Consider the following 12,334-nt stretch of genomic DNA (forward strand, 5'->3'; position numbering starts at 1 on the left):
TTGCAACACCGCAAGATCGTCGTGGTTCTGAAGGGCTACCCGCGGCTGTCGGAAACCTTCATCGCGCAGGAGCTGCTCGGTCTGGAGCGTGCGGGGTTCGACCTGATACTTTTCGCGCTCAGGCGGCCGACCGACGCAAAACGCCATCCCGTGCACGATGAGATCAAGGCCCCCGTCCACTATCTACCGGAATATCTGCACAGAGAGCCGCTGCGCGTGCTTCGGTCGCTGTTTGCCTGTCTGCCGCGGCCTGGCTTCTGGCGCGCGCTCAAATCGCTGGCTGCCGATATCCGCCGCGACTTTACCCGCAATCGCGCGCGCCGCTTCGGGCAAGCGCTCGTGTTGGCCGCCGAATGGCCGCAAGACGCGGGATGGCTGCATGCCCATTTCGCGCACACGCCGGCATCTGTGACGCGCTATGCCAGCCAGCTTCGTGGCTTGCCCTGGAGCTGCTCAGCCCATGCCAAGGACATCTGGACGTCGGCGGACTGGGATCTGGCCGGCAAGCTTTCCTCGGCGCGCTGGACGGTCACGTGCACGAAAACCGGCTTCGACCATCTGAAAAAACTCGCCAACGGCAGTTCGTCCGTGCATCTGAGCTATCATGGGCTCGACCTTGACCGCTTCGGCAGTTTCGGCGAGGCGCGAAAACAGCATGACGGCTCGGCGCCGGCCGAACCGGTCATGATCTTGAGTGTCGGACGCGCCGTTGAAAAGAAAGGCTATGATACGTTGCTCGAGGCTCTTGCCCTCTTGCCTGGCGATCTGGCGTGGCGTTTCGAGCATATCGGTGGCGGCGAGGAACTGAAACGGCTGAAAGCGCTGGCGCAAAGGCTCGGGCTGGAGGGGCGCGTCTCCTGGAAAGGCGCGCTGGCGCAGGAGGAGGTGCTTGAGCACTACCGCAGCGCCGACATTTTCGCTTTGGCCTGCAGGATCACCGCGGACGGCGACCGGGACGGCCTGCCGAATGTTCTGGTGGAGGCGGCCAGCCAGCGGCTTGCCTGCGTGTCGACCGATATTTCCGGCGTGCCGGAGCTTTTATCGTCGGATGAAACCGGGCTGCTGATTCCCTCGGAAAACCCGACTGCCCTGGCACAGGCGCTGGAGCGCCTGATCCGCGATCCCGTCCTGCGCGCCCGCCTCGGCGACGCCGCGGAGCGGCGCGTGCGAAGCAATTTCGACCATGTGGCAGGCATTGGACAGCTCAAGGAACTGTTCGAGCGGGAGTGGCGGGTCGCCGAATGAAGCGGCTGCGCGCTTTCTTCTATGTTCAGCACCTGCTCGGCATCGGCCATCTCGCGCGCGCCAGCCGCATTGCGGCGGCTCTGGTCGATGACGGGTTCGACGTCACCGTCGTGACCGGCGGAGCGCCGATCGCGGGATTTCCGGGATCGGGTGTAAAATCCGTGACCCTGCCGCCTGTCACCTCCGGTGACGAAGGGTTTTCCGGACTTGTCGACCTGCAGGGCAAAGCCATCGACGATGATTTCAAGACGCGGCGCTCAGAGATGCTGCTGCAGGCTTTCCGGAATTACAGGCCCGACATCGTCATTATCGAGGCGTTTCCCTTTGGACGCCGGCAGATGCGTTTCGAACTCTTGCCACTGATCGAGGCCATCGAAGCGACATCGCCCAGACCGCTGCTGGCGGCGTCCGTCCGCGACATCCTTCAGGAGCGCGTGAAGCCGAGCCGAAACGAAGAAACGGTCGATCTCGTCAACAGGCATTTCGATCTTGTCATGGTCCATGGCGATCCGGCTTTCGCAACCATCGACAAGACATTTCCGCTGGCTGGGGCGATCAGGGCCGAGGTCGCCTACACCGGGCTCGTTGCCGCGCCGCCGGCGCAAGCGGCCTCAGAGCGCTTCGACGTTCTGGTGTCGGTTGGCGGCGGGGCGGCCGGAAAGAGCCTTGTCAGATCCACCGTCGCGGCGGCGCGAAATGCCGATAACGCCTGGACATGGTGTTTGATCACCGGCCCAAACCTGCCGAAGGACGAGTTTGACGCGATTTCACGCGATGCCTCCCCACGCCTGTCCATCTTCCGGTTCCGCGAGGATTTCGCCAGCCTGCTGACCGGCGCCCGCCTGTCGGTCTCGCAGGCGGGTTACAACACGGTCTGCGATGTCATGCGCGCGGGGTGTCGCTCGCTGCTCGTTCCATTTGCAGCCGGCGGGGAAACCGAGCAGACGCGTCGCGCTCTGATGCTCGAAGAGCTCGGTCTTGCAACGGTGCTGACGGAACAGGACCTGACGCCTGAAGGTCTGGCGCATGCGATCGAGCAGGCGCTTGCCGGACCGCCGCCAGCCGCGCATCGTCTCGATCTGGAAGGGGCGCGGCGCTCGGCGCAAATCCTGTGCGAGCGCTTCAAACAGCTCCGATCAGCATGAAGCGTGTATAATTTTTTGTCGGCAATTCGCCGGAGAACCTGATCTGCCGCAGCGCCGCCATGGCTTCGAAGGCTGCAAGTGACGCCACGCAGTTGATGTGCGTCGGCTCGCTGAAATAATCGTTCGACTGCAGCAGCACGTTCGTACCCCGCGGAAGCAGGGCAAGCCAGGCGCTGAGATCGGCTATGTGTTCGCAGCTCGTATTGACCACCAGGTCAGGCCCGCCGGCGGCATAGTCGAGTGTGTACATATCTGCCGTCAGCGCTTGAAACCGCTCGCCGGCTTGCCGGTTGAGTGTCCGGGCGACCGCGCCGACTTCGGGATCGATGTCGATGCTGTCGATCGCCCCGATGTCGAAGCGGGCGTCATTGAAAAGCATCGCCGGCAATACGCCGTACCATCCACCCAGAACCCATATGCGCTCGAACCGGCCGCCGCAGCTTTCGAACAGCCTGTCGAGCGCCCACATCTTGCAGGCGACCTGCTTGTGGTTGAAGGCATTGGCGATATCGGCCTGCGGATGCTTGGCGATGACGCGCGCCAGCCCGGCCACGAGAGGGTGGTCGACATAGGCGGCAATTCCCCGCGTGAGGTCCAGGGCTTGCTCATGCCCACCCATGCCGGCATTGCGTGGTTGCGTGACATCCATCATATTCGTCTTCTATGTTGGGATTTCGGGCGACACAACGCAATCTTGCCTCTTGCAAGCCTGTTCGACTTGCGGACGCGACTGTGGCGCAAGCCGTTTCGCCATTGACCGGAGGAGGCCGATTGCATTTGTCCGGACCATCGGCGCCCATCCGTCTGGCGCGCAGCTGCCGCTTCGAACTGGTCGATGGCAGCGAAGACATGGCCGATACACCATTCGCCAGCAGGTGCCTTTACATTCTGCATCCTTCAAACTGACAATCGCATATGGAAACCAGCCTAGCCCGCTATATCTGGACGCACACCAGGAAGCAGCAGCTCTGGATATTGATGATCGTCGTGCTTTCGATGGTCCCGTATTTCATGTCGTTCGACCTGCCGAAGCTGATCGTCAACGGCCCGATCCAGGGCAAGGGGTTCGAGCAACCGGGCGCGACCCTGCCATTCATGAGGTTGCACTATAACCTGCCGTTCATCGGCGAGGTGCAGTTCTTCTCCGGTTTTCAGCTCGACCGCACGTCGACGCTGCTTGCGCTCAGCCTTGTTTTCCTCTTGCTGGTCGTCATCAACGGCTTGTTCAAGCTCTACATCAACACTTACAAGGGCCGGCTCGGCGAACGCATGCTGCGGCGTATTCGTTTCGATCTGGTCGATCGTGTGCTGCGGTTTCCGCCGGTTTACTTCAAGCGGGTGAAATCCGCCGAAGTGGCGACCATGGTGAAGGACGAGGTGGAGCCGCTGGGCGGCTTCATTGGCGATGCCTTCCTGCAGCCGGTGCTGCTCGGCGGCCAGGCGCTGACGGCCATGCTGTTCATCATGGTCCAGAACGTCTGGCTCGGAATGATAGCGGTCGTGATCGTGGCGATCCAGATCGTGCTTATCCCGCGAATGCGGCGGCGGCTGCTCGTGCTCGGGCGCCAGCGGCAGTTGACGGCGCGCGCGCTTTCAGGCCGGGTTGGCGAAATCGTCGACGGCATCGGCGCGGTTCACGTCCACGATACGTCGAACTACGAGCGCGCCGACATAGCAGCCCGGCTCGGGCTCATCTTCAAAATCCGCTTCGATCTTTACCAATGGAAATTCATGGTAAAGTTCCTCAACAATTTTCTCGCGCAGCTCACGCCCTTTCTGTTTTACATGATCGGTGGCTATCTGGTCATCCAGGGGAGGTTGGATGTCGGCCAGCTCGTGGCCGTGATCGGCGCTTACAAGGACTTGCCCGGACCGATGAAGGAACTGATCGACTGGGATCAGGACCGGCAGGATGTCCAGGTCAAATATCAGCAGGTCGTCGAACAGTTCACCGTCGAGAATATCATCGCGCCGGAAATCGGAGCACTGACGGTCGACGATCCCGATCCGATGACCAAGCCGCTGTCGGCGGTCAGCCTGTCGATAGCAGACGATGGCGGCGCAATGCTCCTCAATCGCATCTCGCTCGAGGTCAAGCCGGGTGAGACGGTGGCTCTGGTCAGCACCGCAACAGGGGGAGCGGAGGCGCTTGCGGAAGCCTTTGCGCGGCTGACCTGGCCGGACAGCGGAAGGATCGTTTCGGGCTCCGATGACTTGCTTGATCTCCCCGAAGCCGTGACCGGCCGGCGCATGTCCTACGCTTCGTCGGATGTTTTCCTGTTCCAGGCAAGCCTGCGCGACAATTTGCTCTACGGTTTGAAGCATGCGCCGCTGACATCGGTGACATATGACGGCGCAGCGGCGGACCAGCACCGTTGGAATATCGACGAGGCGCGCCGGTCGGGCAATCCGGATCTCGATATCCGCAGCGACTGGATCAACTATGCCTCCGCCGGCGCCACCGGCCCGCACGACCTCTTCGAAGCCGTGCGCCGGGTGCTCGACGCGGTTCTTCTGTCGCGCGACATTCTGGATCTTGGCTTGCGCTCTTCGGCCGACCTCAAGCGCCACACGAAGCTTGCCGAGCGGATCGTCGAATTGCGTGCGGCGCTGCGAACCCGGTTGGAGGAAGAAGGCCTGAGCGCGCTGGTGGTTCCTTTTGAACCGGGCGCCTACAACAAGGAAGCGACGATCGGCCAGAACCTGCTCTTCGGCGCCGCGGCCGGCCCCGAACTGGCTCACAAGGCACTGGCGTCCAATCCCTATTTTGCTTCCGTGCTGAAGCAAGCCGGCCTCGACCGCACGCTCTACGAAATGGGCATGGAGATCGCCGAACAGGCGATCGAGCTGTTTGCCGACCTGCCGCCCGAACACCAGTTCTTCCAGCAGCTCGCCTTCATGAGCGCCGAGGAGATACCCGCCTACGAAACCTTGCTGCAACGGCTCAAGAATCGCCCCTACGATGCGGTTTCGGAGAACGACCGCGCCATGATGGTCACCTTAAGCTTTGCCTATATCGAGCCCCGGCATCGCTTCGGCCTGTTGACCGACGAGCTGATGAGCAAGATCATCGCTGCACGCAACCAGTTCTATGAAAACCTGCCGGCCGAGCTGGAGAAAGCTGTCGAACGGTTTGACCCTGCCAAATACATCGCCGCGGCCACCGTCATGGACAACGTCCTGTTCGGGCGTGTCGGCAACAACCATCCCGACGCGCCGGACCGCATTCGCTCCATCGTCTATGATATTCTTGACGAACTGGGGCTTTATGCCGAGCTTCTGGATGTCGGCCTGGACTTCAACGTCGGCGCCGCCGGCAGGCGGCTGACCGGCGGACAGCGACAGAAGCTCGATGTTGCCCGCGCCTTGCTCAAGCGTCCCGATTTCCTCATTCTCAATCGGCCGCTGTCGGCGCTCGACCAGCGCGTGCAGGACAAGGTGTTGCGGAATGTGCTCGACGAAGCCAGACGCGACGGCCATTCGCCGGCAATTGTGTGGGTGGTGACGAATCCGGCAATGGCGGCGATGTTCGATCGGGTTGTGGTCTTTGACTCAGGCCAATTGGTGGAAGACGGAACACACGAGACACTCTTGGCGGGAAACGGTATCTTCAAGGAACTTGTGTCATAGTCTGGCAAACGCGAATTCAGGAAGGTTTGCGACAATGCTGCTCAAGGATGAAGTTGGAATGCTGCAACGCGTTCCCTTGTTCTCTGGCATCGAGCCGACAAAGCTCAAGCTGCTCGCGTTCACGTCCGATCGCGTGAACTACAGTGCCGGCCAGATTCTTTTCCGGCAGGGCGACGAGGCAGACGCCGCCTATGTCATCCTTTCGGGCAGCGCGGATATTCTCGTCGATTCCGACAATGGGCCGATCAAAGTTGCCGAATTGCTGCCAAATTCGATCGTTGGCGAGATTGCCATATTGTGCAACAGCTCCCGTACTGCCACCGTCAAAGCGGCAAGTGAGCTGGAGGCCTTGAGAATCCGCAAGGACCATTTCCTGAGGCTTATGAAGGAGTTTCCCGAAATGACCATCGAGATATTGCGGGTTCTTGCCGATAGGCTAAGCAGTACGACCGCGGACCTGATCGACGCACGAACGGCCGAGAGCGATTCACAGTTGCACTGAAGCGGCGAGCCGCTCTGTTTCTTTGTTTTGATGCAGTTTCCGGAACCGTGTCACACCTTTCCTGGAACGACTCTGGCAGCAGTTGGTTGGCTACGATGGGCGAAAGGGTGCATGGACGACGATTTCTTCCTTGTCAGGTTTTGGGGCGTGCGCGGCAGCATTGCGGTGTCGGGGCCAGAATTTGCTCGCTATGGCGGCAACACGATCTGCATCGAGATGCAATGCGGCAAGCATACGCTTCTGTTCGACGCGGGCTCCGGCTTGCGGCCTGCCGGCAGGACGCTTCGGGCGGCGGGCGTCACCGATTTCGACCTGTTTTTCACCCATTGCCACTACGACCACGTCATCGGGCTGCCGGCTTTCAAGCCTATTTATGAACGAGGCATCAAAGTTACGCTTTGGTCCGGGCATCTGGCTGGACGCATGACCACGCGGCAGATGGTCGATGAATTCATTCGGCCGCCATGGTTTCCGGTGACACTCGGTGTCTGCAAGGCGAGCCTCGACTGCCGCGATTTCGCATCCGGAGACGTGCTTCGGCCGCGCGAAGGAGTTGTTGTGCGGACCGGTAGTCTTACCCATCCGGGCGGCTGCATCGGCTACCGGGTCGAATGGGGGGGCCGCGTCGTGGCGGTCATCACAGACACCGAGCACGAGCCGGGCAAACTCGATCCGGCGGTGCTCGGCCTGATCGAGAATGCCGACCTCGTCATTTACGATTGCACCTACACCGAGGAGGAAATGGAGCGCTACCGCGGCAACGGGCACTCGACATGGCAACAGGGCGTCAAGCTCTGCGAGGCCGCCGGCGCGTGGGGGCTTGCGCTGTTTCACCACGATCCGGCACGCACCGACGATGAGCTGGACGAGATGGAGAAACTGGCCAAGGACAGATTTGCCGGCGCTTTTGCGGCGCGGGATGGCCAGACGCTCACATTTCCAGTCTTGCACAAAAAGCGCTGAGCTATTTTCCGGCGCTGCGTTCTGTCAGTGTGCTGATCGGAAGCCATGCGCAGGCTTCGGTCCGCGCGGTGATCGTGAACAGCCGTTCGAGGAAAAGCCATGCCGATTCATCATGGACGAGATGGTGGGTGAGCAGGCCGACCGGTTCGCCGCCGTCGAATGCACGCTGCAATTGCGCGACGATGGCCTGAACCAAGAGACCATGATCGCGGCAGCCGCGCGTGCCATGCCAATCCATGATGTCGACATTGCTGTTGATGACCGCCAGGGAAGCCGGCCTTGGCGGCCCGAACACCGACAATGCCGCAAATCCTATCGATCCGAGGTCGGGTACCAGGCCGGCGTCGATCCGGTTCCAGGGCGGCACCAGCATCGGAACCGCACGTGCGCCGTGCAGGCCGCTTACACGCGACAGCCCGCCGGCCAGCTCATCCAGCACCACCTCGCGTGGCCGATGCGCGCCAAGCTCCTGCTTTTTTTGACCCTCGGGCGCATGATTTCGGTGCGCCCAGCCATGAATGGCGACCGTGGCATGCGGCGCCGCGTCAAGCCGGACGACAAGCTTCCCGTCGGTCTGGGCCGGAATGACGGCCAGAGTGACCGGAACCGCGAAGTCACCGGTGAGGTCGAGCAAGCGATCGAGTGCCGGCGTTGGATCCACGGCGTCATCGTCGCGCAGCCAGAACTCTGCCTTGCGGCCCGCCCGTTGCCGGTGCGCCAGCTCGTCCACCAGGGGCTGCCAAGTCGGGTCGGATGTCATGACAACGGGATCATCTTGAGAAGTTCGGCCAGGCGGGCCTTTGCAGCACCGAGAGAGCGTTCTTCGAGAACGAAACGTCTGGCCTCTGCAGCCATGATGGTTCTTTCATCATTATTGGCCAGAAGCCTTGCAATTGCGGAAGCGAACGCCGCCACATCGCCTGGCGGGGTGAGAAACCCGGTCTGGCCATGCCGCACGACCTCCGGCACGCCGGCAATGTCCTGAGCCACCACCGGAAGGCCGGCGGCCTGTGCTTCAAGATAGGCAATGCCATAGGCCTCGCCGTAACCCGGCCAGACGTAGATTCCCCCGCGATAGAGGACATCCGGCACGGCGACCGGCTCAATCGCGCCAAGCCATTCGATACGGTCGGCGGGCAAGCCGGCGAATTGCGCCTTTACCTCGTCACGGGCAGGTCCGTCCCCGACGACCGACAGCGTCCAGGGGAGGTGGCCGATCAACCCGAGCGCCTGCGCCAGCATGCGATAGCTCAAGACCTTGTCGCCCGGGCGCATCATGGCGATGGTCACGAGGCGCGTCGGATAATCCAGTACCGGCATTTCGTGGAATGCCGATGTGTCGATGAAGGGTGAAAGCATACCGAGAGCGGCGTGGGGAACAGCATCCGCCAGCCCCTGGCGATCCCTTTGCGTGAAGCAGATGTTCAGCGCCGCCTGCTCGATGGCTCGCGCCACCAATGCCTGGCTATCGGCCCACGAACCGGCGTTGCGCCGTTCGGAATAGGAGGCTTCGGCCGTCACATAGGGGACAGCAAAGGCCAACGCCAGCTCGGGCCCGATCAGGTCGGGCGCCTTGTAGTAGGGATGATAGGAGAACCAGAGATCGGGCTTGCCGTCACGGTCCCAAAGCCTTGTCAGTCGCGCGGCTTCGTCCCGGGCCTCGATCATGAGCGCATCGAAACTTTTCGGTTCCGGCTGGCGTAGATAGAAGCGCAACTCCGATGCCAGTTCGACGCTATGCCCGCCATGCTGCAGCGCCTGGACCAGCATCCGTGCCATCTGGCGGTCGCCGGAGACAACGGGATGATTGGGCGACTTCAGCGGGGCGTAGAAGGCAATTCGCATCGCGCGATCCTATCATCGCAAAGCCTGCCCAAGTCAATTTCGAGGCATGATCGACTTCACCTTCAAGCGCTGGAATGTGCTATCTGATGCTTATGGAAACAGCAGTCGCGTCCGACCCGTTCGTCGCTTCTTTGCCGGTCTTCGCAAAGTTCGAAAGCGTTGCCGATGTCGATAACTATCGGCCTCTCCCCGATGGCTGGGCGCTGGCCACCGCCGACATCGTCGGCTCGACCAAGGCGATCGAAGCCGGGCGCTACAAAACCGTCAATATGGCCGGCGCCAGCGTCATTTCGGCGCTGCTCAATGCACTGGGCCGGCAAGATCTTCCCTTCGTCTTCGGCGGCGACGGCGCGCTCGTGGCGTTTCCCGGCTCGGCGCTGGAGATCGCCCGTAACGCGCTGGCTTCTGTCCAGAGATGGGTGGCGGACGAACTGGACCTGACCTTGCGTGCCGCAATCGTGCCGATAAAGGACATAAGAGCGCAAGGCCTCGACGTTCGCGTGGCGAGGTTCCAGGCCTCCGAAGCAGCCTTCTATGCCATGTTCGCCGGCGGTGGCGGCAGTTGGGCGGAAGCCGAAATGAAGGCCGGGCGCTACCGCGTCGACCCCGCCCCGGCCGGCGCGCGGCCGGATCTGACCGGCCTCTCCTGCCGCTGGAACCCGATCGAAACCCGGCATGGCGAAATTGTCTCGATCATAGCCGTACCGGGGGCATCGCGCGACTTGCGTGGTTTCCAGTTTCTGGCTTCCGACATCATCGCCCTTGCCGGCAGGCAGGAGCGCGATGGCCACCCGGTGCCGGTGGACGGTCCGGCCTATAGTCTCTTGCCCGCCGGTCTCGATGTCGAGGCACGGGCCACGGCGCCGCCGGGGCGGCGGTGGCTGGCCAAGCTGTGGGTGATCTTCCTGATGACGCTTACGGCCGTCACCGACAAATTGGGCTGGACGATCGGTGGTTTCGATCCGAAGGTCTACAAGCGCGAGGTGGCCAGCAATTCGGATTTCCGCAAGTTCGACGACGGCTTGAAGATGACCATCGACGTCGACGCGGATGTGTTGCAGCGGATCGACAACCGGCTGAAACAAGCGGAAGAGGCCGGCATCTGCAACTATGGCCTGCACCGCCAGAAGTCGGCCTTGATGACATGCCTCGTCATCTCGCCGCTGCAGCGAGATCATGTTCACTTCATCGATGGCGCCGCCGGCGGCTATGCAATGGCTGCCGCAAGCCTGAAGGCGAAGGCGCCAGTCTGATGACGGCTTGGGGAATCGATTTTCCGCAATGCGCCGCGGCCATGGTTCTTGAGACCCGGCGAGCCCAACGGTGCCTGAGCCGACCAATTATTTGCGCGATGTCAGGATCGGGATTGCACTTCGCCGGCAGCCTCGCCACATAGTGTTGCAGGTGATTTGTGCGGTCGACGTCTGCTTGCTTCCTGCAAGGACAGTCATTCGGGATATTCTTCGCCGGCTTCTGCCCCCGAAGCCGGCTTCATTGACTTCGAGAATTTTGCGGATCAAAGGAGATGGCTCGTCTTCGACGGGTTTCGAGATAGCATGAGCACAGCGCAAGCAGAAATTTCCAACATTCTCATGGATAAGGTTGCCGATTGGCTGACCCAATCGGCGCTGGCGGGCGACGACCTGGAAACATTGGTCAAGGGTTTTTGTGAACGGCTGGCTGCTGCCGGCCTGCCGCTGAAGCGGGTGCATTTGAGCTTTTCGATGTTGCATCCGCTTTATGACGCGCTCGGTTTCACCTGGATTCGCGGCCAAGGCCTGGAAGTGGAAGGCTTCCGGAGTGAGAACGGCGTCCATTCCGACAGATTCCTAACCAGCCCATACTACCATCTGCTCAGCAACAAGCTCGACCATCTGCGGCGCCGGCTCGACCCGTCGGTGCGGTCGGAGTTTCCTGTTTTCGATGAGCTCAGGCTTATGGGCGTCACCGATTACATGGCTTTCGTCCATCCCTTCAATGGCGATACAAGTCAGGGCATGTTGGGGTCCTGGTCCACCGACAGTGCTTCAGGCTTCAGCGACAGCATGATTTCGGCGCTGCTGCGGATCCAGAACCATCTCGCCATAGCAAGCAAGATGGCGGTGCTCACCAAGCTCGCCGACAACATGATGACCACGTATCTCGGCGGTGACGCCGGCAGGCGCGTGCTGGACGGCCAGATCAAGCGCGGCGAGGGCGACACAATCCGGGCCGCGCTGGTGATGGGCGATATGCGCGGGTCGACAAGGCTCGCCGAAACCTCCGGCCGCGAAGTCTATATCGATACGCTGAACCAGTTTTTCGATGCCATCGCAGCACCATTCAATCGCAAAGGCGGGCAGATCATGAGTTTCCTGGGGGATGGATTCATTGCCGTCTACCCCTGCGAAAGGCACCGCGCGCAGTCAGAGATCGCCTGCCAGGCTGCTCTTGCGGCTGCGCACAAGGCCAGCATGCGCATGATGGAGCTCAATCTGCGCAGAAAAGAGCAAGGACTGGGCGACATAAAATTTGGTATCGGCCTGCATGTCGGCAATGTGATGTTCGGCAATGTCGGGCTTACCGACCGACTCACATTCTCGGTCTTCGGCTCGGCTGTAAACGAGGTCCAGCGTCTCCAGACCCTGACCAAGAAATATCCGCACAGCGTTCTCGCCAGCAAGGACTTCGCCGGCTATTGCGGGGCCAACAGTTGGCTGACGCTCGGCGAGGAGGAACTGGCGGGCAGCAAGCAGAAGCTGACGGTGCTTTCACCCGATCTGTCGGGTGCTCTCGCACTCGATGAAGACGCTGCGCTGCAGCCGTTTCACGATCGGATATCGGACGCCGAGCAGGTCATGCTGCTTCATCGCGATGCCGCGCGGCTGTCGGCGGGCGACCGGAGGAAGCTCCAGTAGTCACCACCATCCGATCTGGACGCCCTGGTATGCTGTCCGGCCGCCGGTCGCCGGGGAATTCGTTTCGAATCCAAGTTGCTCTGCGCTGACAATGCGCTAGTCTTGCT

At 61.5% G+C, this 12,334-nt stretch carries 10 protein-coding genes; 7 read left to right on the plus strand and 3 right to left on the minus strand.

Features of this window, described 5'->3' with window-relative positions:
- A complete protein-coding gene (locus ACYG9Y_RS25605) occupies positions 1-1,245 on the plus strand; it encodes a glycosyltransferase (protein ID WP_023740145.1) in 1,245 nt (414 codons plus the stop codon).
- Positions 1,242-2,390 carry a glycosyltransferase family protein gene (locus ACYG9Y_RS25610; protein ID WP_023740144.1) on the plus strand — a complete coding sequence of 383 codons (1,149 nt, stop codon included), beginning with the start codon at positions 1,242-1,244 and terminating at the stop codon, positions 2,388-2,390. Before ACYG9Y_RS25605 ends, ACYG9Y_RS25610 begins: the two co-directional genes overlap by 4 nt.
- On the opposite strand, the gene ACYG9Y_RS25615 is transcribed toward ACYG9Y_RS25610, so the two are convergent.
- Entirely contained in the window at positions 2,368-3,039 is a 672-nt protein-coding gene (locus tag ACYG9Y_RS25615; RefSeq protein ID WP_081726163.1) for a class I SAM-dependent methyltransferase, read from the minus strand. The two genes, ACYG9Y_RS25610 and ACYG9Y_RS25615, sit on opposite strands and share 23 nt — an antisense overlap.
- Positions 3,040-3,305: 266 nt before the next feature.
- On the opposite strand from ACYG9Y_RS25615, the gene ACYG9Y_RS25620 reads away from it, so the two are divergent.
- From ACYG9Y_RS25620 to ACYG9Y_RS25630, 3 genes are all read left to right on the plus strand, one after another.
- Complete coding sequence (locus tag ACYG9Y_RS25620) at positions 3,306-6,020, plus strand: ABC transporter transmembrane domain-containing protein (protein ID WP_023706793.1); 2,715 nt, start codon at positions 3,306-3,308, stop codon at positions 6,018-6,020.
- Between the two features lie 34 nt (positions 6,021-6,054).
- Entirely contained in the window at positions 6,055-6,522 is a 468-nt protein-coding gene (locus ACYG9Y_RS25625; RefSeq protein ID WP_023672144.1) for a cyclic nucleotide-binding domain-containing protein, read from the plus strand.
- 111 nt (positions 6,523-6,633) lie between these two features.
- Entirely contained in the window at positions 6,634-7,485 is an 852-nt protein-coding gene (locus tag ACYG9Y_RS25630) for an MBL fold metallo-hydrolase (protein WP_023740142.1), read from the plus strand.
- A gap of 1 nt (position 7,486) precedes the next feature.
- Here the strand turns inward: ACYG9Y_RS25630 and ACYG9Y_RS25635 are convergent, their stop codons facing one another.
- Together ACYG9Y_RS25635 and ACYG9Y_RS25640 are read right to left on the minus strand one after the other, a co-directional pair.
- Positions 7,487-8,245 (minus strand): polysaccharide deacetylase family protein, encoded by a 759-nt coding sequence (locus ACYG9Y_RS25635; protein ID WP_023740141.1) that lies wholly within the window; start codon positions 8,243-8,245, stop codon positions 7,487-7,489.
- Entirely contained in the window at positions 8,242-9,330 is a 1,089-nt protein-coding gene (locus tag ACYG9Y_RS25640; RefSeq protein WP_023740140.1) for a glycosyltransferase family 4 protein, read from the minus strand. The genes ACYG9Y_RS25635 and ACYG9Y_RS25640 overlap by 4 nt, the downstream gene beginning before the upstream one ends.
- Before the next feature lie 74 nt (positions 9,331-9,404).
- Between ACYG9Y_RS25640 and ACYG9Y_RS25645 the strand changes: the two genes are divergently transcribed.
- The gene (locus ACYG9Y_RS25645; protein WP_031253616.1) at positions 9,405-10,583 is read left to right on the plus strand and encodes a DUF3095 domain-containing protein; all 1,179 of its coding nucleotides are present in this window, start codon (positions 9,405-9,407) and stop codon (positions 10,581-10,583) included.
- Between the two features lie 303 nt (positions 10,584-10,886).
- Positions 10,887-12,227: an adenylate/guanylate cyclase domain-containing protein gene (locus tag ACYG9Y_RS25650; protein ID WP_023672139.1), complete on the plus strand. Its 1,341-nt coding sequence runs from the start codon at positions 10,887-10,889 to the stop codon at positions 12,225-12,227.
- Positions 12,228-12,334 lie beyond the last annotated feature (107 nt).

It is taken from the genome of Mesorhizobium sp. W050 (genome assembly GCF_054719535.1).